18 protein-coding genes are annotated in these 22,045 nt (G+C 58.6%); 11 read left to right on the forward strand and 7 right to left on the reverse strand.

Annotated features, from left to right (window positions below; all coding sequences use genetic code 11):
• Window positions 1-231: 231 nt before the first annotated feature.
• The 5 genes from Enr8_RS10580 (at window position 232) to Enr8_RS25380 (ending at window position 5,507) form a co-directional block, all read left to right on the forward strand.
• The gene (locus Enr8_RS10580) at window positions 232-1,872 is read left to right on the forward strand and encodes a GntP family permease (protein ID WP_146431225.1); all 1,641 of its coding nucleotides are present in this window, start codon (window positions 232-234) and stop codon (window positions 1,870-1,872) included.
• A gap of 93 nt (window positions 1,873-1,965) precedes the next feature.
• A complete protein-coding gene (gene araD / locus Enr8_RS10585; RefSeq protein WP_146431227.1) occupies window positions 1,966-3,696 on the forward strand; it encodes an L-arabinonate dehydratase in 1,731 nt (576 codons plus the stop codon).
• A gap of 29 nt (window positions 3,697-3,725) precedes the next feature.
• The gene (locus tag Enr8_RS10590) at window positions 3,726-4,628 is read left to right on the forward strand and encodes a dihydrodipicolinate synthase family protein (protein ID WP_246120027.1); all 903 of its coding nucleotides are present in this window, start codon (window positions 3,726-3,728) and stop codon (window positions 4,626-4,628) included.
• Window positions 4,629-4,739: 111 nt separating this feature from the next.
• Window positions 4,740-5,111: a hypothetical protein gene (locus Enr8_RS10595; RefSeq protein ID WP_146431229.1), complete on the forward strand. Its 372-nt coding sequence runs from the start codon at window positions 4,740-4,742 to the stop codon at window positions 5,109-5,111.
• Between the two features lie 234 nt (window positions 5,112-5,345).
• Window positions 5,346-5,507: a hypothetical protein gene (locus Enr8_RS25380; RefSeq protein ID WP_186767563.1), complete on the forward strand. Its 162-nt coding sequence runs from the start codon at window positions 5,346-5,348 to the stop codon at window positions 5,505-5,507.
• A 1-nt stretch (window position 5,508) separates the two neighbouring features.
• Here the strand turns inward: Enr8_RS25380 and Enr8_RS10600 are convergent, their stop codons facing one another.
• Window positions 5,509-6,213 (reverse strand): hypothetical protein, encoded by a 705-nt coding sequence (locus Enr8_RS10600; RefSeq protein WP_146431231.1) that lies wholly within the window; start codon window positions 6,211-6,213, stop codon window positions 5,509-5,511.
• 137 nt (window positions 6,214-6,350) lie between these two features.
• Here Enr8_RS10600 and Enr8_RS25385 point away from each other — a divergent pair, with 137 nt between their 5' ends.
• Both Enr8_RS25385 and Enr8_RS25390 read left to right on the forward strand, forming a co-directional pair.
• Complete coding sequence (locus Enr8_RS25385) at window positions 6,351-6,533, forward strand: hypothetical protein (RefSeq protein WP_186767564.1); 183 nt, start codon at window positions 6,351-6,353, stop codon at window positions 6,531-6,533.
• A 365-nt stretch (window positions 6,534-6,898) separates the two neighbouring features.
• Window positions 6,899-7,042 (forward strand): hypothetical protein, encoded by a 144-nt coding sequence (locus Enr8_RS25390; RefSeq protein WP_186767565.1) that lies wholly within the window; start codon window positions 6,899-6,901, stop codon window positions 7,040-7,042.
• Window positions 7,043-7,321: 279 nt separating this feature from the next.
• Here Enr8_RS25390 and Enr8_RS10610 read toward each other — a convergent pair whose 3' ends face one another.
• Window positions 7,322-8,290, reverse strand: coding sequence for a hypothetical protein (locus Enr8_RS10610; RefSeq protein ID WP_146431234.1), 969 nt, complete (start codon window positions 8,288-8,290; stop codon window positions 7,322-7,324).
• A gap of 550 nt (window positions 8,291-8,840) precedes the next feature.
• Here Enr8_RS10610 and Enr8_RS10615 point away from each other — a divergent pair.
• The 3 genes from Enr8_RS10615 to Enr8_RS10625 all read left to right on the forward strand — a co-directional run bounded on the left by Enr8_RS10615 (window position 8,841) and on the right by Enr8_RS10625 (window position 13,502).
• Window positions 8,841-11,138 carry a DUF1592 domain-containing protein gene (locus Enr8_RS10615; protein WP_246120056.1) on the forward strand — a complete coding sequence of 766 codons (2,298 nt, stop codon included), beginning with the start codon at window positions 8,841-8,843 and terminating at the stop codon, window positions 11,136-11,138.
• A gap of 70 nt (window positions 11,139-11,208) precedes the next feature.
• On the forward strand, window positions 11,209-12,585 hold the full coding sequence (locus tag Enr8_RS10620; protein WP_146431238.1) for a DUF1552 domain-containing protein: 1,377 nt from the start codon (window positions 11,209-11,211) through the stop codon (window positions 12,583-12,585).
• A gap of 182 nt (window positions 12,586-12,767) precedes the next feature.
• Entirely contained in the window at window positions 12,768-13,502 is a 735-nt protein-coding gene (locus tag Enr8_RS10625; RefSeq protein ID WP_146431240.1) for a YebC/PmpR family DNA-binding transcriptional regulator, read from the forward strand.
• Window positions 13,503-13,568: 66 nt separating this feature from the next.
• Here the strand turns inward: Enr8_RS10625 and Enr8_RS10630 are convergent, their stop codons facing one another.
• The 5 genes from Enr8_RS10630 to Enr8_RS10650 form a co-directional block, all read right to left on the reverse strand.
• Window positions 13,569-14,222 carry a c-type cytochrome domain-containing protein gene (locus Enr8_RS10630; protein ID WP_246120028.1) on the reverse strand — a complete coding sequence of 218 codons (654 nt, stop codon included), beginning with the start codon at window positions 14,220-14,222 and terminating at the stop codon, window positions 13,569-13,571.
• Window positions 14,223-14,915: 693 nt separating this feature from the next.
• The gene (locus tag Enr8_RS26610; RefSeq protein ID WP_146431245.1) at window positions 14,916-15,035 is read right to left on the reverse strand and encodes a TA system antitoxin ParD family protein; all 120 of its coding nucleotides are present in this window, start codon (window positions 15,033-15,035) and stop codon (window positions 14,916-14,918) included.
• An 80-nt stretch (window positions 15,036-15,115) separates the two neighbouring features.
• Window positions 15,116-16,405 carry an aminopeptidase P family protein gene (locus Enr8_RS10640; RefSeq protein ID WP_146431247.1) on the reverse strand — a complete coding sequence of 430 codons (1,290 nt, stop codon included), beginning with the start codon at window positions 16,403-16,405 and terminating at the stop codon, window positions 15,116-15,118.
• Between the two features lie 497 nt (window positions 16,406-16,902).
• Window positions 16,903-18,009, reverse strand: coding sequence for a choloylglycine hydrolase family protein (locus Enr8_RS10645; RefSeq protein WP_146431249.1), 1,107 nt, complete (start codon window positions 18,007-18,009; stop codon window positions 16,903-16,905).
• Window positions 18,010-18,424: 415 nt separating this feature from the next.
• On the reverse strand, window positions 18,425-19,795 hold the full coding sequence (locus tag Enr8_RS10650) for a Gfo/Idh/MocA family protein (protein ID WP_146431251.1): 1,371 nt from the start codon (window positions 19,793-19,795) through the stop codon (window positions 18,425-18,427).
• A gap of 367 nt (window positions 19,796-20,162) precedes the next feature.
• Between Enr8_RS10650 and Enr8_RS10655 the strand changes: the two genes are divergently transcribed.
• A complete protein-coding gene (locus Enr8_RS10655; RefSeq protein WP_146431253.1) occupies window positions 20,163-21,935 on the forward strand; it encodes a glycoside hydrolase family protein in 1,773 nt (590 codons plus the stop codon).
• Window positions 21,936-22,045 lie beyond the last annotated feature (110 nt).

Consider the following 22,045-nt stretch of genomic DNA (forward strand, 5'->3'; position numbering starts at 1 on the left):
GAAACTGCCGGGGCTGCCCCGTTTGCCTGCGCTGCTCTCTTCTGCTACGCTCTGACTTACTGCGGAAGCTCGAAAGTTTTGTAGTTTAACAATCTTTTTCGTCTCTAAGACGAAATGCCGGACGCTAACCGAGCGTGTGGCAGCTTCGCAGCCTTCCGGCCGAATGCCCCGCTTTGATCTTCCTTCCTCCCGCTGTTCCGCTAGTTTCCAAATGACTGGGCGTCCCTAGACATGCTTGCGATCGTTTTGGGAATGCTCATCGTCGTTGGCGGCGTGCTGTTTTTTCGGCTGCATGCATTCCTGGCCCTATTCTTCGCCACGCTGGTCGTCGCCGCCGCAACGGCGTCTTATTGCGTTCGCGAAAGCGCGCTCGACAATCACGCGGCGAACATCGTCGCCCTTGCCGACCAGCAGGTAGAACTAGCCGCTGTGGGCGATGAATTTAAAAGCCAGCCCGGCGCCTACTACATCGTCAGCGGCGAGGAGGATCTCCCGCAGCTAGACGCGCAATCCGTTTGGATCGAGCAATTCGACGCATCGACCGCAACGCTCCGCGAAAACTTGGCTGAATCGCCTCGACTGCCTGCGCGGCTAATTTCTCAGCACGACTACGACCAAGCCGTAAAGCTGTCCGAAACCAGCGCCACCAGCCGCGTCGCCGACGCACTTGGCAAGACGTTCGGCAAAATTGGCGTACTGATTGCGATGGCCTCGATCATCGGCCAATGTCTCTTAACCAGCGGCGCCGCAGAACGGATCGTGCAGACCATTCGCCAGGCGCTCGGCCAGCGCTGGACCACGCTCGCCTTTGTGATCAGCAGTTTCATCTTGGCGATTCCGGTCTTCTTCGACACGGTGTTTTTCCTGATGTTGCCGCTCGCCCAAGCGATGGCTCGCCGCACCGGTCGCGACTACCTAAAGTACGTGATGTCGATCATCGTCGGGGGAACGCTCGCCCATTCGCTGGTGCCGCCGACTCCGGGTCCGCTATTTGTCGCTAGCGAACTCAACGTCAGCATCGGCGCCATGGCGATCGGCGGGATTGCGGTCGGCATCTGGGGCGTCTTCGCCGGTTACATTTACATGCTGTGGGCCAATCGCCGGTGGCAAATTCCGCTCCGTTTCGACGAAGCCGAACAAGTGACCGACGCGGCGCCGCCCAATGATTCGCGGCTCCCCAGCTTCGGCCTCTCGATCTTGCCGGTCGTCATCCCGATTATTCTGCTCGCGCTGCTAACGTTCTACAAAGCCGCGAAGCCCGACTTCGGCAGTGCGCTGACCCCGGTTCTCGACACGGCCATTCCTTTCCTGGGCGATAAGAACATCGCGTTATCGTTGGGCGCTCTGTTAGCGATGCTAACGCTGATCTTGAAGCCGAAGACCACCTGGGTCGAACTCGGCAAGTCGGTGCAGAAGGCATTGGCCGAAGGGGGCGTCGTCATCTTGATCACCTGTGCCGGCGGCGCATTTGGAGAGATGATTCGGCAAACCGATGTCGGCGCCACGATCGCCAACTTAATGCCGTCGTCGGTCAGCGGGTCCGGCCTACTGGCGATGGCGTTTCTCGTCACCTTGACTATTCGCGTCATTCAAGGCTCGGCGACCGTCGCCATGATCGCGGCCATTGGGATCGTCGTCCCGTTAGCGACGCAAATTGGGCTGCCGTTTCATCCGGTCTACCTGGCGCTGGCGATCGGTTGCGGCTCGAAACCGCTGCCCTGGATGAACGACAGCGGCTTCTGGGTGATCAGCCGGATGAGTGGATTTACCGAGAAAGAAACGCTGCAAACCTTCTCGGTGCTGCTTACGATTATGGGCATCGCCTCGTTTCTGGCGACGCTGTTGGCGGCCTACCTTTTCCCCCTTGCGTAAGTCGCGTTACGACGGTTTCGTCACGCCCGGAAACAGCTAAGATAATAGGCGCCCTTTCCCAATCGCCACGCACCTTCAACCACGATTCGCTTCATGCCTGCTGAACCTTCTGAGAACTCCGAATTGCACAGCAGTCGCTGGTTCGCCCCCGACAGCCTCCGCGGCTTCGGTCATCGCTCGCGGCTGAAAGGGATGGGCTACGATGACGAGGACTTTCGCGGCAAGCCGGTCGTCGCGATCCTGAACACGTGGAGCGATCTGAACACCTGTCATTCGCACTTTCCGGAACGGGTCAAAGAGGTCAAGCGGGGCATCTTGCAGCGCGGCGGCTTTCCGGTTGAGATCCCGGTGATGTCGCTCGGCGAAATGATGATGAAGCCGACGACGATGCTCTATCGCAACCTGCTGGCGATGGAAACCGAAGAGGTCCTCCGCTGTCACCCGATCGACGCGGCGGTGCTGATGGGCGGTTGCGACAAGACCGTGCCGGCCCTGTTGATGGGCGCGATCTCGGCCAATCGCCCCGCCATCTTCTTGCCCGCCGGTCCGATGCTCCGGGCGCGCTGGAAAGATCAAACGCTCGGCAGCGGCAGCGACGCCTGGAAATACTGGGACGAACGCCGCGCCGGCAACCTGTGCGACGAGTCGTGGGGACAGATCGAGAACTGCATCGCTCGCTCGGCCGGCACCTGCATGACGATGGGAACCGCGTCGACCATGTCGGCGATCGCCGAATCGCTCGGTTTTACGCTGCCGGGCGCCTCGTCGGTTCCGGCGGTCATCGCCGAACATTCGCGTCTGGCGGTCGCCACCGGGCGCCGCGCAGTCGAAATGGCGCTGGCCGACCTGCGACCTTCCTCCTTCCTTTCGCCGACCTCCTTCGACAATTCAATCGTCACCAGCATGGCGATCGGCGGCTCGACCAACGCGATCGTTCACATCATCGCCATGGCCCGCCGTGCCGGCATTGAACTGACGCTGGAGCGGTTCGACGAACTGTCGCGCACCACGCCGGTGCTGGCCAACATCCGCCCGGCCGGCAAGTTCCTGATGGAAGATTTCTTCGACTCCGGCGGACTGCCGGCGCTACTGAAGGAACTAGGCGAGCACATCGACGGGACGCGGCAGACGGTCAACGGGCAGACCCTGGCCGAGAACATCTCTGCCGCCGAAGTGATCGATGCCGACATCATTCGGCCGCTCGACAATCCAATTTCGGCAACCGGCGGCACGTTTGTCTTGCGGGGCAATCTCGCTCCGTCCGGCTGCGTGATCAAGCCAACCGCCGCCTCACCGCGATTGCTGGACCACACCGGCCCGGCGGTCGTATTTGACGACTACGCCAGGCTGAAGGCGAAGCTCAACGATCCCGCATCCGGCATCACCGGCGACTCGGTCTTGATCTTGCGCAATGCTGGACCGCAAGGCGGCCCCGGTTTTCCGGAATGGGGCATGTTGCCGATCCCCGATCACCTGCTGAAGCAAGGGGTCCGCGATCTTGTCCGAATCTCCGACGCCCGGATGAGCGGCACCAGCTATGGCGCCTGCGTATTACACATCGCGCCGGAAGCGGCGGTCGGCGGACCGCTGGGCCTGGTACAGACTGGCGATCTGATTCAATTGAACGTCGCTGAGCGCAGTCTGAACCTGTTGGTCGACGACGACGAACTGGCGCGACGACGCGCCGCCTGGAAACCTCGCCCTCCGCGGTACACCCGCGGTTATGGAGCGATGTTCCTGAAGCACGTCACCCAGGCTGACGTCGGCTGCGATTTTGATTTCCTTCATCACGGCGACGAAACGCCCGACCCCGATATTTTCTGAGACAGACCCTGCAAGGACCAGAATTGGCCATGGATACCAAACCGCTTACCGCTGAAACCATCTGCCGTTCCGTCTGGGCGGTCCCGTCGTTGGCCCGCAATAGCGAAGGGGCGCTCGACGTCGCGGAAAATGCGAAGCTGATCAAGCACATCGAGCAAGGCGGCATCTCGACGCTGCTCTATGGCGGCAACGCGATCTTCTATCATCTGACGCTCGCCGAGTATCGATCGGCGCTTGAGTTGATCAGCACGACCGCCGCCGACGACACGCTGGTCATTCCGGCAATCGGTCCGGCCTTCGGCACGATGCTCGACCAGGTCGACATCCTGCTCGACTTCAATTTTCCGAACGTCATGCTGTTGCCGCAGCGCGACGTCGTCTCGTCGCCCGGCATCGCTTCGGCGGTTCGCAAAGTCGCTGAGAAGCTGGGCAAGCCCGTCGTGCTGTATCTGAAGTACGACGGCACGGTTTCGGTCGAAGACGCCGCCGCGCTGGCGAGCGACGGCGTTATCTCGGCGATCAAGTACGCCGTCGTTCGCAAAGACTACACCCAAGACGACTACTTGCGCAGCCTGACCGACCAGATCGACAAGAGCCTGATCTTAAGCGGCCTGGGTGATCAACCGGCGATCGTCCACATGCGTGACTTTGGTCTGGGCGGCTTCACGACCGGCTGCGGCTGCATCTTCCCGCAGATGTCGACTGACCTGCTCGCCGCCATTCACGCCGAAAAGTGGGACGAAGCGGAAGCGATCCGCGAGCGTTTCCTGCCGCTGGAACAACTCCGCGATTCGCTCGGCCCGATCAGCATCTTGCACCGCGCCACCGAACTGGCCGGCATCGCCCAGACCGGACCGATCATTCCACTGCTGTCGGAACCGGCCGAGTCGGTCAGAGAAGAAATCGCCGCCGCGCTGCACCAGATGAAGTAGCCGCGACGATCATGCTACTTCGCTACGCTCCGCCAGATTCAGCCGATTCGAGAATCGACCACATCTCGGCGGCGGGATATGGGAGTTGCTTGACGGTAGTGAGGACTGATTATGACTGCGATCTGTATCAAGTGTGGAGCAAAGAAATCGTTTCCGTACAACAAGTGCGGCGAGTGTGCGTTTGATCCTCAGTTGGCCCGTGAAGATCTAGTGAAGAGCGTCTGCCTTTCATCGGGACGTTACGGTTCTCAATTCGAGAAGGAAAAATATGACGACGAATTGAACAGTTACTCTGCTCAACTTCGATCCGGACTCAGTGTCGAGTATGATCAAGAGGAAATCGAACGATTGGACATGCAGTTGACGGAAGTCGAGGAACTTGATGACAAGCCGATCTTCAAATATCTGCTCCGAGTATTCTTGCCTGGAATTCTCTTGTTGCTGTTTCTAATTGGTGTGTTGGTCGTGCTGAAATGGCGATGATTTGGCGCCCCAAATGGAGACCGCCATGTCTTCTTCACCAATAGCTCGAACTCCCTAACGGCGAGTCCCCTGGCTCTATCTCGTCGGCTGCCTGCTGATTTTGGCAGGCGTCGCGACGCCGCTCTGTAGAGAAAAGGCCCGCGTCCCGAATGGCTCAGAGAACGACAGAAGCAACAGGAAGGGCTGTTGCTGGGAAGTGATGGCAGACCGAAGGGGATGTCACCAGCGAACCCGTTGCCGAAGAATTCAGCGTTCAACAAGAGCTTGAAGCAGAAGCCAAAGCCGCCGCCGTCAGGCGTGCCGGTGTTCAAGCCGTGGAAGCCTGCTGAACCGGCACGCTTTCAGCCATTCAAACCGGCTCAGCCTGCGAAGATCGTGATGCAAAAGCCGAAGTAACTTACCACTTCCAAGCGTGAACTTCGCTGGTGCCATCGAATCCAGCACGTTTCAGTAGGGCTGCAAGCCTGTAGTCAACGGTGACATTATTGTCTTCGCTACCGCCCTCTGTCTGATCGCCACCGCTAAAGAAGCTATCAGACTTTCTTTTGGCAAATAACTTCTCGCCTTCTTGCGATAGTGCTGGCAAGTCTGCCTCGGCTGCATGGGCAACAGCTTTGTATAGTTCATGCGTTTGAACTGCCAAATGACTGCCAGCTTCACGAAGCTGCTCCATTCCCTGTTCCCACGATTCACCATTCCATGAATCGAATAGCCAATCCCCCAAAACAACGTCCAAGAGACGGTCGCTTTCAAAACCCTCGCTAGAAACGCCAATGGAAGGCGGCTTGCCAATCAGATAAGCAACGAAGGCCACCCGTTCAGCTGGCACGTCAGCGGATTTGCCATCACCATTGCCGACCGCCAATACTGTTGCCCAATCATCCGCAAAACCGCTTACAGCCTCAGATAATGACTCTGACGGATCGGTTCCCATTCGCCATTCAATAAGACCTTTCATCAAGCGACACTTGAAAGCTTCGCTGCAATTGATTGTGGCAAGGTAATAGTTCTCTGACTCTTTTGCAGCATGCATTCCATCGGTCGATGCTGCATTGGCCACCTTGCCGAAGAATTCGATCATCTGTTCTGCTGTCATCGCCATTGGTATTACCTTGGAACTGCTTTCACCTTGGGCCAGCCTACCGGAAGCTCGAGAATTCTACCACTTCTGTAGAAGGTGGCAAAGCTCTCCAGTTGTCCTCTACGTGCATCCTTCAATAACTGTTGAGCGAGAGCATCATGCGTTCCATCTCCATATTGCAGATAGCGTTGGAGGCGGCTCGTATTGTACTGCAAACTGCCCTGCCGCAGGTTTCCTTTGTACGTCTTCAGGAGCGAGAGATACTTGCCGTGCTTTGCCTCAACGACTGCGTAGCGACTGCCGTTGTGGAATATCAGATCCAAGCCTTGGTTGCCCTGTAGTGAAAGGAAACATCCTGCAATTCGTATCCGAGCCGCTTCATCTCTCGGAACGAATGAACAACTCCCTTTGCTTCGCTGAGCGTACCTGACGCCCTGACCTGATTTAGCAATGCCTGCCGCTGCTGGGCACCGCCGTATCTCGCAAAATCTCTTGTGATAAAAAAGGTGTCAGGACTCTTTGTTTCGAGAGTCCTTCCCTTTCTTCGGCCTGCCGTGGGGGCGGAGGGTGGAATCTAGGTTCACGCGGCGAGCGGTTGATTGGTCCAGTCGGAGTCGCCGACCGGGAGGAATAAAGAGTCCTGACACCTTTTTTTTCGTCCGTCATCGGGCTGTCGAAAATGAACCCGTTGCCGAGAGATTCAGCGGTGAACAAGAGCTTGAGCAAAAAGCCGAAGTCGCCGCCGTCAGGCGTGCCGGTGTTCAAGCCGTGGAAGCCTGCTCAACCGGCCAAGCTGCAACCGTTCAAACCGGCTCAGCCTGCGAAGATCGTGATGCAGAAGGCGAAGTGAACTACTTCTTTGACAAGAAGTTTGAGACCATTCGAGAAGCATCGGACGAAGCATCCTTCGACCGAACCGACGTCGGGTGATCCTGAATCCATTGTTGCCAGGCATCAATGTCTTCACCGAAATCTTGGCCAGTGTGTAACTTCAATTGTTCGTATGCCTCCTTCTTCGGCAAGTATTCCCGCCGCCTTGGTTCGATCTCTCCCTTGAAATTTAGGAGTAGACCTTGGAGAAGCGTAAGTCGTGACATGTTTGGTCTCCTGATGTTTGTGATTTTTGCGACTAGTTGCCACGGAATCCTGACAGCCAATCGTTGATGTATCGTGTTGATGCAGCACGCTGCTGCGGCGAAAGCCCTCCGAGATAGTTTTCGACACGTCGCAAAGCAAGCAACTCCGTTGTCACTTCCTCCAACGCATAAAGATCACTTCCGAACGGCTTGGCTAAGAAGTAATCGTCATAGGCTTGAACGAAGTTCCCGCCCCTATCTCGCAGAACATTGTTGTACCGCTGAGCGTGAATCAACTCGTGCGTAGCTTCGAGGATTTGGCCAGTGCGATTCCTTCCGAAGGCATTCTCGCCAATATGAAGAATGCGACGACCTGCAAGGTCAACATCGAAGTATGACGATCCTCGAACATAGCGAACTTCATCCACCACATCGAAAAGCCTGACATTCGACGCTTTGGCAGCTTCTTCCGCCATTGCCAAGGCCCGTTGCGAACGAGCGCCAGTACCAAACGCAAACGGCTCACCACGGAACTTGCCTGTAACTCTTGCTGGGGCAATTCTTGAACTAGCCCTCGCTGCCGCAATCCCTCCGGCAATTCCGGTAGTAATCTCAACCGTCGCCACTGAAATGTCAGCCGAAAGGACAATGTCTTGCGCAAGCTCATCGCCTGTCCCCTGGGCAATCACGTAGGTGATTGGAGTCAACGTATCATTGTCGAAGTGGCCCGTCCAGCGTCCGGCATCTTTGACCCCTTCATCGACAGCTCGGACGACCGTGTAGCCTGCACCAACCACGACGGCTGCTTGTGCAGCACCTGTTATCGAAAAGGTAGCCGCAGTGCTTATAGCAATTGGCCCTGATAGTGGTAGCGTCGCTACGGCCACGACAACAATAACGAGCGAAGAAAAGGGAACGGGGTCGAATGGCACGAGCTTAAGCCGTTGCCCCTCTTTTTGCTTGCCCGATTGCCTCGATTTTTGGTAGAAATATGTCCAGGTATGCCGTGGGTGAATTCCCACGAGTGATTTGCAGGATTTTGCCTTTCACCGACCCCGTGGAGACGGGGAGTGATCTTGCCGCCGGGTGACTTTGCTTCTGATTTGAGGACGGGAGCAAACGTAAGCCCAACGAAGAGACCAATCGCCTGCGATTTTGTGGGGTGTTAGCTGGGTGGGTCTTCGTTGCCTATTTGCGTGCGCGTCTTTTGGGGGACGTTGTTTTTTTCGGTGTACGCGCGGTTCGAGCTTAGCGTGATTGGGAGGTGCTTTTGGTAGAGATCGCCTGGCGGAACGAAAGACCTGTAGTGAGAAGAGGTTGCGTCGATTCTTGCCCGCAGTCGAGCTGGTGCCTACAAAAAAAGTGTGCGATCCAGTCCACTACGATTCAAAAAACGAAACGGTCCAGTCCTGTGCCGTCCGCGCGAATCGGGGTCGTTCGTGCTTCGGCATTCGTCATTTTTTTCGCAGCGATTGCCCTATATGGAGGATAGAATCGCAGTTATCCTAAAGACAGGGGCTCAGAAACAGCCGCTCACCCAACCTCCCCTCCCCCTTTCCCACCTCCGTGCCCATGTTCTTGCGCGCCCACAGCGTTACCCTACTCTCCTTCCTGCTAGCGGTCGTTGCGATTTCCTCAGTTTCGGCCTTGGAGCCAGAAGCGGCCGACCATTTCGAAACCAAGATTCGGCCTCTGCTGGAGACCCACTGCGCCGCGTGTCACGATCCCGACGATCCCGACAACCACATTCGCTTTCTCCAGGCGAAAACGGCGCCGCAGATTCAACACTTGCGCAGCAGTTGGGGCAGCGTCGCAGCCCAGTTGCGCAACCGAACGATGCCGCCGTCCGACGAAGAGCAGCCGAGCGAACAGGAGCGGCTCGCCCTGGCCAACTGGATCGACGATCACTTGCGGGCGACTGCCTGCGAGCTTGGTCCGTATGCCGGCCAGGTGACAACCCGCCGGCTGAACCGCTTGGAGTACGAGAACACCATCCGCGACCTGGTTGGCCCGCAGCTGGGTTATGCCGACAGCTTTCCGACCGATGGCGGCGGCGGCGAAGGTTTCAACAACAACGGCGAGACCCTATTCTTGCCGCCGATGTTGATGGAACGGTACGTCGAAGCGGCCCAGGAGATTCTGGACTCAGCAATCCTAACGCCCCCCTTGCGAGAAGAGTTTGCCAGCGATCAGTTGCTGCCTGCCGAACCGGCGAAAGCGGGAAAGCCGCGGATCCTGAAACCGGGCGCCGATCTCTCGGCCGGCCCAATCATCTACGTCAGCGGCGACTATGAGATTGCCGCCGAAGTGCGGAATCCAACAGGCCAAGAAGTAACGCTCGCCCTGAAGCTAGATGGTCTGCCGGCCGATCGCTTTACGCTGAAGTCCAACCAAGACCTGCAAACGCTGCAGACGAAGGTCCGCCTGGGACGTGGATTTCATGCGATTGGCATTCACAATCCCAAGCATCAATCCAGCGTCGAAGTCACCCGGCTGGTCATCCGTGAAGTTGGCATCAAGCGCCCCAAGCAGGCGCAGCAGTTTCACGATCGAATTTTTGAGGCGACCGACGGCAAGTACGAAAAAAACGCAAAAGCGGCCGAAGCGTTGATTCGCCGTTTCGCGACGCACGCGTTTCGCCGCCCGGTCGAGCAAGCCGAACTGGCGCCCTACCTCGCGCTGTTCGATCGCGCCGCCAAACGCAACGACCCGTACGAAGAATGCGTCAAGCTGGCGCTAAAAGGGATTCTCGTCTCTCCCCAGTTTTTGTTCCGGATCGAAGAGCGGCCGGCATCGTCGGAACTCGAGCCAATTGACGACTACGAGCTGGCGACGCGTCTGTCGTACTTCCTGTGGTCAAGCATGCCCGATGAGCGACTGTTCGACCTGGCGAAGGCCAACAAGCTGCACGAAACGCCGGTCCTGCAGGCCGAAGTCCAGCGCATGCTGCAAGATCCGAAGGCGGAAATCTTTTTCGAGACCTTTACCGGTCAGTGGCTGGGGACTAAGGAAGTTGGCGGCAGCATCGCGCCCATCAATGGCAACTTCAAAGAAGTCTACTCCAACGAACTGGCGGCCGACTTTCGGGCCGAGGCGATTCAGCTGACCGCCTACATCGTTCGTGAGAACCGGCCGATCCTAGAGTTCCTTGACGCCGACTACTGCTTCCTCAACGAACGTTTGGCGAAGCATTACAAGCTGCCGGCCGTCAAAGGACGTGAGCTGCGTAAAGTGGAAGTCAGCAACGGCCAGCGCGGCGGTTTGCTGGGGCTAGGCGGCGTGCACATGTTGACCTCTTACCCGCAGCGAACCAGTCCCGTGCTTCGCGGCGCGTGGGTGCTGGAGACGCTGCTTGGCACGCCGGTTCCCAGTCCGCCGGCCGACGTCCCGGCGCTGCCGACGAAAGTCAGCACGAAGAAAGACGCGAAGACTTTCCGTGAACAGCTTGAAAAGCATCGCGATAACCCGTCGTGCGCCGCCTGTCACGATCTGATTGACCCAATCGGCTTTGGCCTCGACAACTATGACCTGTTCGGCCAATGGCGCGAAACTACCGAGAACGGCAAGCCGGTCGACGCCTCGGGACTGATGCCGTCGGGCGAAAAGTTCGCTGGGCCCAGCGAGCTGAAGAAGATTCTGCTCGATCGGAAGCAGGAATTCACTCGTCAGCTGAGCCGAAAAGTCTTAGGTTATGCGTTAGGGCGCAGTCTGGAAGATCCCGACAGCTGCACCATCGAGTCGCTCGTCACGTCGCTGGAAGAAAACGACTACCGAATGCAGACGTTGATCGAGCAGATCGTGCTGAGCACGCCCTTCCGCTATCGCCAGCAGACCGCCGCGATGACCGCTGCCCCGATGCCCGCCCACTAAGCTCACCTTTTTGGGCTCACCTTTTTGGGCTCACCCATTAGGCCTTCCAATCCACTTTGAGGAGAACCTCATGCCACGACCGATTTCGCGCAGGACGCTGCTTCAAGGTACCGGCGCCGCTCTCGCTTTGCCGTGGCTGGAAGCGATGAGCGGACGCAGCTATGGCGCCGAGACGCTCAGCAAACCGCCGAAGCGGGTTGCGTTTCTGTTCGTCCCCAATGGCGTGCGGTCCGACCAGTGGAACCCGGCCAAGACCAAGGACGGCAGTTTTGAGCTGACGCCAATGCTCGAGCCGCTCAAAGAAGTTAAAGAAGAGCTCACCATCCTCGAGAACCTTTGGCACAAGCAAACGGTCGGCCGTAACGGGCACTGGCCGAAGGTGCCGGCCTGGCTATCGGGCGGGTTTGTCGAGCGAACCTCGGGCCGCGACATCAACACCGGCGGGATCTCGGTCGACCAGGTCTTGGCCGCCAAGATTGGCGACCGCACGCCGCTGCCGTCGCTCGAACTGGGGGTCGACGCCGCCTATTCCGGCGTTGATAACGTCGGCGGAGGATTTACCCGCATCTATGGATCGCACATCGCGTGGCGCGATCCGCACACGCCGGTCCCCAAAGAGATCGTGCCGCGACTGGCGTTCGACCGGTTGTTCCGCACCACCTCGGCCGGGCCGGTCGTCTCTGGCTTCAATCCCAACCAGAAAGCGGTCGCCGACTCGCTGGCCCGTGATGACGCCAGCGTGCTTGATTTGGTCTTGTCCGACGCCAAAGATCTTCGCCGCAAAGTGGGCGAGGCCGATCAGGCGAAGCTGGACGAGTATCTCGAATCGGTTCGCAGCGTCGAAAAGCGAATCGAAACGGCGCTCAAACCGCAAAAGCGGTGGATCAACGATGGCCGCTTCGACTTGCCCCGTCCTGGACCAGGCGTTCCGGAAAGCCACCCAGAGCATGTCCGCTTGATGCTGGACATCATGGTCTTGGCGTTCTGGACCGATACCACCCGGATCTCGACTTTCATGTTGGGGAACGCCCAGACGGGGCGAAACTTCAGCTTTTTGGATGGCGTCCGGGGATCGTTCCACGGTCTGTCGCATCACCGCAACGAAGAGAAAGAGCGGCAGCAGTACGAAAAAATCGTGCTGTGGCACCTGACGCAATACGCTTACCTGCTCGACAAGATGCGGGGGCTCGACGAAGGAGGCCGTTCGCTGCTGGACAACAGCCTGGTGATGTACGGCTCGAGCATCAAAGATGGCAACACCCACCAGGAAGAAGACCTGCCGCTGCTGCTGGCCGGCCAAGGGGGCGGAACCTTCAAGACCAACCGCCGTATCACCGCCGACAAGAAAACGCCGCTCTGCAACATGTACGTTTCGCTGCTGCACCACATGGGGGTCGAGGCCGAAAGCTTCGGCGACAGCACCGGGCCGCTCAAAGGCTGGAGCTAACTGGACGTCGATTCTGCCCGGCAAACTCGTTATGATCCCGCGATTTTCGCCTTTTTCAGGGTGGCGCCGCCGCAACTCTTGGGGGGAAGGTGGGTCGTGATTGCCCGAAAGCGAGTTCTTGTCTATCCTTCTAGGAAGTCATTTCTTTCACCAGCACTTGCCAGAGTCAATAGACCACTCCCATGGGACGAAGTTTCGAGAACCGGAAGCACTCGATCGCCAAGACGGCTGCTCAGAAGACCAAGCTCTACTCCAAGTTCGGCAAAATGATCTACGTCGCCGCCAAGAACGGCGTCCCCGATCCCGAGTCGAACCCGACGCTGAAGGCCATCATGGAAAAGGCCAAACGAGAGCAGGTTCCGGCCCATGTGATCGACAAAGCGATCGAAAAGGCGAAAGGCTCCGGCGGCGAGGACTACTCAGAATCGCGGTACGAAGGTTACGGCCCCGGCGGGTGCTCGGTGATCGTCGACTGCCTGACCGACAACCCCAACCGCACCATCACCGACGTCCGCAACTGCTTCACCAAGACAGGCTCGAAGCTGGGCAACTCCGGTTCGGTCTCCCACCTGTTCGACCATCTGGCGGTCTTCTCCTTCAAAGGTGGCGACCAAGACCAGGTGCTCGAAGCTTGCCTGGAAGCGGACGTCAATGTCGAGGACGTCGAAGAAGAGAATGGCCAGCTAACCGTCTTCGCCGCGGCCAGCGACTATTTCAAGACGAAACAAGCGCTGCAGGAAACCTTGCCCGAAGTCGAGTTCGAGGTTCAGGAAATCACCTTCCTGCCGCAGACCGATACCGAACTGACCGGCGACGACGCCAAGACGTTCGAGAAGTTCATGGACCTGCTGCACGACTGCGACGACGTGCAGAACGTCTACCACAACGCCAAGCTGCCCGAGACGGAAGAAGAATAGCAGGCACCGCGACAAACGCATCACCAAAGGCCGTGGCGAATCCGCCGCCGCCTTTTCTTGGGCGCACTACGCGTTGAGCAGTTCGTGAACGATCTTGGCAGGCTGGCCGTCGGTCAGGGTCTGATCGCGATCGCTGCGGCGGAAGCTGAGCTTCTCGTGCTCAAGCCCAAACAGGTGCAACAGCGTCGCCGCTTTGCTGAACTGATAACCTTCCTGCTCTAGCTTGGCCAGCAGAAAAGCGTCGATCGGATTGGCGACCTGCTCGGTATGTTTGACCGTGGGCGTCTCGGGCTTGGTGATCGGCTGGTACGCCCAGTGAGCCCGTTCTTCCTCGGTGATCAGGTATTCGTCCCCCAACTCCTCTGGCTCTGGCCTGGCGGTCGTCGCGCCGCCAACGATCCACCGCTCGACTTTCGCCAGTTCGGCGGGCGAAAGTTGTTTGCTTTCGTCAGGCGGCATCTCGCGCGACTCTAGCCGTTGATAAACCAAGCTCTCCTGCGGATTGCCGGCGACCAGCGCTGTCCCCGAATCGCCCCCCGCGACCATCCGCCGCACCAACCGCAGATCAAGATTTCCTTCGACGGCCTCCTCTTCGCCATGGCAATGAAAGCAATGCTTTTTGAAGATGCCGCGGACCTCGGTCTCGAAATGGACCTCGTTCTGGGCGTAGCAATTTCCGACGAGTGCAACCAAAAACGCAGCGGCGATTCCACGAGACATCATGTTCACCTTGGATTGCCCGGGCGGGAGTTGGTGGAGGCAAAATGGGAGAAACGCAGGTGGGTGTTTGGAGTGACTCTCAGTATAGTGCTAGTGGTTGGGAGAGTCACCCCAAAAAAATGCAGAGAGCGGAGAGATCGATCTTTCCCCCCAAGAGCGAGAGGGCATTAGAGCTGCATTTACTTCGATTCCGGCGACTCATGCTGTTGCCCTTAGCGACAAGCGAAGGCGTGCATGAAGAAACGTCGCTGGAGTATTTCCCCAATCTGTCAAACTGGATAAGAATCACAACTTATCGGCCGCGAAGAACTGCCGATTGACGAACCGCCCCAGTGTCCGAGTTCCGTCTTCATCGACCTTGTAGACGAGGCCCGGCTGGCCCACCGCCGCTTCGAAGTGAGGAAAAGGACGCCTCTGCAAATAGTCGCGAGCGCGATCTTTTCCCTTCGCCGAGTCTACCTCGCTGATTGCATCGTATAGCGATCGCGATGCCCTAGACTTGTGCTGGGCAATCAAAGGTTCGCCCCGCAACCGCGATTCCACCGCCTGCCCTAGCAGTCCGTTGATTTTCTCAACGGGCTGCTGGATCGCAGGGATGCGATCCCAAAATAGCGACGTAAGTCGTCATTTTGCGAGCCGCGATGAGCTATGCTCTGAGCCTGGCGAGGTTGGAAAATGCCACGAGGGCATTTTTCAACAGGCAGCTAGTTGCGTCCAGAACTCGATTTGCTCAGCAATGCTGCGGCGCGACAGACTCGCCGCAGCATGAGCGTCCCTGATCAGATCACTGGATAGTTCGACGAACCGGTCCATCTTTGCCTTTTAAAATACCTGGCAACGGCTTGCGACCGGACAGTGATCAACAAACCTGGACTCAAGTTTCTAACCGCAACCTACCGCGCCGCCATCAACGCTTCAATCTCATCCGCCTCGACCGGGATATCAGCCATCAGGTCGACCGGGCCATCCTCGGTGATCAGGATGTCGTTCTCCAGGCGGACGCCGAAGCCTTCTTCCGGAATGTAGATGCCTGGCTCGACCGTCAGCACCCAGCCGGCCGAGAACGGCACGTGGGCCGGGGCGACGTCGTGCACGTCCAGACCGATCGAGTGTCCCAGGCCATGCATGAAGTACTTGCGACAAGCGGGATTCTCACGGGTTCCTTCGGCGACCTCCTCTTTGGTCAAGAGGCCCAGCCCGACCAGCTCTTCGTTCATCATCAGCTGCGCTTCGTAGTGCCAATCACGATGCATCTTGCCGACGGTGGCGTTTGCGATCGACGCTCGCATCACTCGCAAGACCGCTTCGTACACGTCCCGCTGCCGCGGCGTGAACTTTCCATTCACTGGAATGGTGCGCGTCAGGTCCGAGTTGTAGTTGGCGTAGTTCGACGCCACGTCCAACAACAACAAATCGCCGTCGTTGCAGATCTGATCGTTCTGGATGTAATGGAGCCCGCACGCGTTCTTGCCAGAGGCGATGATCGGCGTATAGGCGAACGCTCCGCGGTTGCGGACGAACTCGTGCGACAGTTCCGCTTCGACTTCGTGTTCGTAGACGCCCGGTTTGACGAACTTGAGCAGGCGTTCAAAGCCCCCTTTGGTAATGCCGCAGGCGTGACGAATCAGTTCGACCTCGGCTTCCAACTTCACGGCTCGCAGCTGGTGCAACAGCGGCGCCAGCCGGCGATAGGTATGCAGCGGATATTGCTCTTTGCACTTGGCCACAAATCGATCGTCGCGGGTTTGCACTTCGGCGGCGGCGCGGCGGTGCTCGTTCTGGTTCAGAAAGACCTGCTCGGCGCTCAGCATGCAGTTGCGGAAGATGTTGGGGAAGTCGCCGATCCATTTGATGTTGGTGATGCCGGAGGCCTCGGTCGCCTCCTCTTTGGTCAGCTTGTGCCCTTCCCAAATTTCGAGAATTTCGATCGGCTCGCGGACGAACAAAATTTCGCGCTGGGTCGGTTCGGGCGAATCGGGAAACAGCAACAGAATCGACTCTTCCTGCTCAATCCCGGTCAGATAAAAAAGGTCGGTATTCGGGATATTCTTGAGCGCCCCGTCGGCGTTGGTCGGCAAGATGTCATTGGCATGCACGACGGCCAGCGAGCCAGGAGGCAAAAGCCCCTTCAAACGGTCACGATTTTCGACAAACAGGCTCGAATCGATTGGTTGATGTCGCATCCAGAAACTTCCCAGAAAGTGTCGCCGCCGCTGATGATCCGGTACCGCCTGACCCCTTGGTTCCAAACGCAAGGCGTCCCATCAGCATTTTGTACACATTCTATAGCGGAAATCGAGGCCGCAACCAACGGGTTGAGCGCAGAAAACGATCGCGGACGGCCGCGAAAGCCGTCGCGCGATCACTTTGGGAAGACTGGCGCCGTATCGGCGAGTGATTCTGCCTGGCCTCGCTGCCTAACAGTCCGTTGATTTTCTCGACGGACTGCGTGATCGCACGGATGCGATCCCAAAATAACGACGTAAGTCGTTATTTTGCGAGCCGCGAAGAGCTATGCTCTGAGCCTGGCGAGGTTGAAAAATGCCACGATGGCATTTTTCAACCGGCAGCTAAAGGTTTCGCAACCGGCGGCGCATGGGTCGGTCGGCGCAGCAAAATCGGCGGCCGATTATCGACCGCCGATGGCGTTCTCAAAAGTCTCTGCAAGCAGGCGAGTCAGCTAGCTGAAATTGGTCGAGACGTCCTCGTATTTTTGGTGCGATTTCATCTCGATCACCTGGATCTTACCGTCGGCCGCGTCAACCGCTTTGCGGACGTCGATCGAGCGGACCGCTTGGTCGCCGTAAGTGCGGAACAGCCAGCGGACGTTCTTCAGGTCCGAAACGGTCGTCCACAGCGTGTAGTCCTCGGTCACCTTGCCGCCATCCTTTTCCCGCACCGAACCAACCGGGATGTCGAACGCGTTCATCAGATGAAACACCTGGTCGACCGTCTCAGCGGCGGTCTTCTGCTGGTTGGCCGCTTGCGAGTAGGCGACTGCCCGGACAAAACGCGACGGCGGGGTCGAGTCGCCCGGCAGACCATGCATGCCGGTCCCCTGACCAAAGCCGGCCAGTTGAATCTTTTCCAAGTCGACCGGCGGCACGTTCGAGACGCTCAGGTTGATGTAGTTGCGCAGATTGGTCAGGTGCCAATCGAAGGTCGGCGAGTTGGTGATCACGCCGAGCGGGTTGTCGTAGATTCGCAGACCGCCGTCGATCGGTTCGATCACGACGCTGGCGCCGGTCGAGTCATGCACGAGGAAGTGCCCGTCAAAGCTCTGTCCTCCCAATTGCTCGATCGGACGATCGACCAACACAACTTCGCTATACCGCTGTTTGACTTCAGCGACGCTGCCGCAGGTCGCCAACAGCCACAGGCCGTAGTCTTCCGGCGCCAAAGCCTTGTCTTGGTTATCCGGGCCCAGCTTGGCGTAGCCGGCGTAACCGGGAAAGTAGAACGATCCGACGTACAGACCTTGCTCGTTAACGCCGTCGACGATCATCTCCATCCCCAAGGCGTTGGCCCCGACGACGCCGTATTTCGTCTCGTAGGAAAGGCCTTTCGCCGTATCGGCGAGCGTATTGCTGAGGCGAACACCGGCCGGAATGACCAGCACCTTCGACTCCAGATCAAAGCCGAACTCCATCGTCCGCCCCACCACGGCGCCGCCATCAGCCGAAATGAGTCGCAACCCAGTGCAGGCCGCCAGCGGTTGGGTGATCAACGTCGCCATCATGGCGGCGATAAGTGCGATACGGGCGAGCGAACGGTTCTGCGTCTTCATGGTTTGCCTTTCAGCCGGCGATTGCTCGCCTCGGGGGAATTGATCGACCGCCGATGCGGCCCGAATTGCTGCCCAACCATAGGTCACGGCCGACGCGATGTTCGGAAAACTCCTTAACAGCCTGTTGAAAAATGCCCTCGTGGCATTTTCCAACCTCGCCAGGCTCAGAGCATAGCTCTTCGCGGCTCGCAAAATAACGACTTACGTCGTTATTTTGCGATCGCATCCTTGCGATCACGCAGTCCGTCGAGAAAATCAACGGACTGTTAAACGCCAATTGCGGGTTCCTGCGGCCACCGCCGATGGTGCGGGACGCGGTCGGATTGCGCCGATCTTGCGGACTACGCACGAAAAGAGCCGCCGGCGCGTGGGCGCCGGCGGCTCTTCAAGATTGCGTCGATTGTAGCCTTGCCGACTACATGTTGATCTCGTAACCCTTGCGGTTTTCGCGGGCCAGGAAGGTGTTGGCCTGGTCGTCGCCGGCGATCTCGCGCTTCGACGCGTCCCAGTTCAGATCGCGGCCCAAACGCATGGCGATGTTCGAGAGATGGCAGATCTCGAGCATGCGGTTGTGCGACCAGACGTCCGAGATCGGCTGCTTCCGCGACTTCATCGAGGCGATGAAGTTGGCGGTGTGGTTCGACGGGATCGGACCGCCGTAGACGTCTTCGACGGCGCCTTCCGGCAACGGATTCTTCTCGAGCGCTTCCACCGGAGCGCCGACGATCTTGCCGCGGTTGACGAAGAAACGGCCGTCAGTTCCCTCAAACAGAATGCCGTTGTCCCCTTCGCTGGTGATCGTCATTTCAACATCGTTGGGCATATCGACCTTGATGTTGAACTTGGTCGCCACGTTGTAGCGATCGTGCACCACCGGGTAGCCATCTTTGTATTCGACCGGCAGCGTGTAGGAGACCGGCGAGACCTTCTTCGGGCTGTTGGCGTCTTCGCCCAGCGCCCAACAGGCGATGTCGACATGATGCGCGCCCCAGTCGGTCAGCTTGCCGCCGGCGTACTCGTGCCATTCGCGGAACGAATAGTGGCAGTTGCTGTAGAGCGGCACGCCGCCGCCATACCCCTTGCGTTCTTCCGGCAGCGCCCGGTAGTCGACCTTCGGAGCCGGGCCCAGCCACAAGTCCCAATCCAATTCGGCCGGAACCGAAGCGACCGGGATCTCTGGCGAACCGTTGGTGCCGTTGATGCCGCAGGTGATCTTCTGAACCTTACCGATGCGACCGGCGCGAATCAGCGCGATCGCCTGCAAAAAGCGTTGACCGCTTTCGCTGCGCTGCATCGTACCGACCTGGAAAACGCGGCCCGTCTTTTTGACCATCTTCTCGATCAGTTTGCCTTCGGCGATCGTCAGGGTCAGCGGCTTTTCGCAGTAGACGTCTTTGCCGGCCAACATCGCTTCGATGGCGACCTTGGTGTGCCAGTGATCAGGCGTCGCAATCATCACCGCGTCGATGTCGTCGCGATCCAGAACCTTGCGGTAGTCTTTGTAAGCGTCAGGCGCTTTCTTCTGACGATCTTTGACGCGCTGGACATTGGTCCCCAGCACGTTGGCGTCCACATCGGCCAGCGCGGCGAAATCGGCCAAGCCCGTCGACTTGCTCGTAATGGCCCAACCTTGATTGCGCAGACCGATCGTCGAAAAGACCGGGCGTTCGTTCGGCGATTCGGCGCCTTTGACCAGCGCGGCGGAAGAAGTGAAGACGCCAGCGGCGCCGGCCGCAGCCGTGACCTGCAAAAACTGGCGGCGCGTCGTGTTACCAGACTTAACCATGAAATGCGTTTCCTTTAGGCGTGAAATGACGGAGCGTGGAGCGGGAACGTGGGGTGAGGGCGACAAGTAGGCGGGGCCCCCGCGTTCTAGGGACCAATTGTACTCGTTGATCTATGCAATTTTACTGGGGACGAAGGTATTTTTCATCCAACCGGGTCAACATTGCACACAGAATACCCCCATTTCCTCCCATTCCCAGGCAGAACTCTCATCTCGCCCAAGATTTCCCGCGAATCGAACCTCAGATTCCTCTATCAAATTGCGATTCTTTTCCTTTCGTTTCGCGGAAAATCAGAAACCTTCCGCCCCGCCACATCACCCTTAAACAAGTAAGCCAATCTAGAAACCTCTGCCGCCGGAGCCTCCTTTGATCGCTGCGCCCCGCTATCAAACTGCCGCCTGCACTTTGCTGATCGTGCTGTTCGCTTCCCCTGCCCTGGCCCAATCGCCGGAAGAATCGGTCGGACCTTGGGGCGTCAGTTCCTCGGCCAGCGCCTTTCGCAACCATACCGAGTGGTTCCCCAAAGTCGCGTCGGCCGGCGTCACGTCGGTCCGGCTCTTCCCCGGCTGGCGATCGTTTCAGCCAGAGCTGGGTCAGTGGAACTGGAAACAGGGAGACCAACTGGTCGAATCGGCGCAGCAACACGATCTGCAGCTAACGGCGATCTTGATGGGCACGCCCCCGGGCTCCAAGTTCTTGCACGCCTTTCCGGTCGACAACTTGCCCGCCTGGTCGCAGTTTGTCGAAGGGACGGTCGCTCATTACGGCGATCAGGTCCGCTACTGGGAAGTCTGGAACGAAGGAAACGGCGGCTTCAACGACGCCCATCACACAACCGTCGACTACGCCAAGCTGGCCGCCACAACCTATGACGCCGCCAAACAGGGCAACGCAAACGCCCAGGTCGGCCTGACCGTCGCCAGCTTTGATCCTGACTACCTGCAGCAAACGATCACAGCGATGCGCGACGCCGGCGCCGCCGACAAGTTTGACTTCCTCTGCATTCACCCCTACGAAATCGCCGGCGGCCTTCGCAGCAAAAACGGTGAGATCCCGTTCCTGTGGATGAACCAAACGCTGCGCAACATGCTGCAGGAAGTCGCCCCGGAAAAAGCGGACGCGCCGATCTGGATCAGTGAAGTCGGCGACAAACTGAACGCCGGCGGCCGCACGCCGACCACCGACATCGACGCCGCCAACGCCCTGGTCAAGATTTACACGATGGCGATCGCCCAAGGAATCGATCGCACGCAATGGTTCGAGGCGCAAGATCCCTACAGCGAAGAGTCAGGCTTCGGCCTGCTCAATCGAAACGGCGAGGGGCGTCCCTCCTTCGCCGCGCTCAAGACGCTCGCGTCGCAGTTGGGCGAAAAGCCGAATTATCTCGGCTGGCTGGCCCTCGGCGAACAAGCGGCCGGGTACGGATTCGTCTTCGCCGGCCCCCAGGCCAACTTGATGGTCGCCTGGTCGCCGGTCGGCACGCAGCATTCGCTCACCTTCCCCACCATGGTCGTCGTCGCCGATCCGATCACCGGCAAACTCCATCGCTACGAGGCTGGCGAAACGGTCACGCTCACCAACGCCCCACAGCTGATCACTTCGCTCTCGCCAACGCTGGTCGCCCAAGCAATAGCGAACGCCGAGAAACCGTTCCCCTGGGGCGGCGACTACCGCGACGCGAAGACAGTTCGCTTCGCTGCCGGGCAAACGGATGAAACGACCGGCATCTTCCCGCTGCATCGCGACGCCTACCCGACCGTCACCTTCGCCGACGGCAGCAGCGGCCTGTTGGTGCAAGGAGACATCGGCCATCCGCTTGGCCTGTTCGTCCACCCAACGTTCGCCAGCCTGCAGACCCGCGACTATTACGTCCGCGTCAAAGTCCGCCGCGTCAGCCCCGGCAACGTCGGCATGAACCTGCTCTACGAGTACGCCGACACCCAAGGCAAAGGCCCCTACAAAAACTCGGGCCGCTGGTTCGGCGTTGCGAAAAACGCCAGCGGCTGGCAAACCGGCGTCTGGCACGTGAAAGACGCCTGCTTCGCCAAAATGTGGGGCAACGACATCACGATCCGCCCGGAACAATCGGTCCCGTTCGTGATCGGCGAAATTGAGATTAGCACGGTGCCGTTCGAATAGCTGCTACGGCGATAGTAGCCCGCAGCGCCAGCGAGGAAAATGCGGTTGCCAGTTGCGGAAAGTAGGGAACCGCAGATGGTCGTGGAGTGCTCCCCAAATCCTGATCCATT

The sequence above is a fragment of the Blastopirellula retiformator genome (assembly GCF_007859755.1).
Classification (GTDB): domain Bacteria; phylum Planctomycetota; class Planctomycetia; order Pirellulales; family Pirellulaceae; genus Blastopirellula; species Blastopirellula retiformator.

Coding starts and splice junctions, on each gene's coding strand:
- Enr8_RS10580 (WP_146431225.1), top strand. CDS start 232: ATGCTTGCGATCGTTTTGGGAATGCTCATCGTCGTTGGCGGCGTGCTG.
- araD (WP_146431227.1), top strand. CDS start 1,966: ATGCCTGCTGAACCTTCTGAGAACTCCGAATTGCACAGCAGTCGCTGG.
- Enr8_RS10590 (WP_246120027.1), top strand. CDS start 3,726: ATGGATACCAAACCGCTTACCGCTGAAACCATCTGCCGTTCCGTCTGG.
- Enr8_RS10595 (WP_146431229.1), top strand. CDS start 4,740: ATGACTGCGATCTGTATCAAGTGTGGAGCAAAGAAATCGTTTCCGTAC.
- Enr8_RS10600 (WP_146431231.1), bottom strand. CDS start 6,213: ATGGCGATGACAGCAGAACAGATGATCGAATTCTTCGGCAAGGTGGCC.
- Enr8_RS25385 (WP_186767564.1), top strand. CDS start 6,351: ATGCGTTCCATCTCCATATTGCAGATAGCGTTGGAGGCGGCTCGTATT.
- Enr8_RS10615 (WP_246120056.1), top strand. CDS start 8,841: ATGTTCTTGCGCGCCCACAGCGTTACCCTACTCTCCTTCCTGCTAGCG.
- Enr8_RS10620 (WP_146431238.1), top strand. CDS start 11,209: ATGCCACGACCGATTTCGCGCAGGACGCTGCTTCAAGGTACCGGCGCC.
- Enr8_RS10625 (WP_146431240.1), top strand. CDS start 12,768: ATGGGACGAAGTTTCGAGAACCGGAAGCACTCGATCGCCAAGACGGCT.
- Enr8_RS10630 (WP_246120028.1), bottom strand. CDS start 14,222: ATGTCTCGTGGAATCGCCGCTGCGTTTTTGGTTGCACTCGTCGGAAAT.
- Enr8_RS26610 (WP_146431245.1), bottom strand. CDS start 15,035: ATGGACCGGTTCGTCGAACTATCCAGTGATCTGATCAGGGACGCTCAT.
- Enr8_RS10640 (WP_146431247.1), bottom strand. CDS start 16,405: ATGCGACATCAACCAATCGATTCGAGCCTGTTTGTCGAAAATCGTGAC.
- Enr8_RS10645 (WP_146431249.1), bottom strand. CDS start 18,009: ATGAAGACGCAGAACCGTTCGCTCGCCCGTATCGCACTTATCGCCGCC.
- Enr8_RS10650 (WP_146431251.1), bottom strand. CDS start 19,795: ATGGTTAAGTCTGGTAACACGACGCGCCGCCAGTTTTTGCAGGTCACG.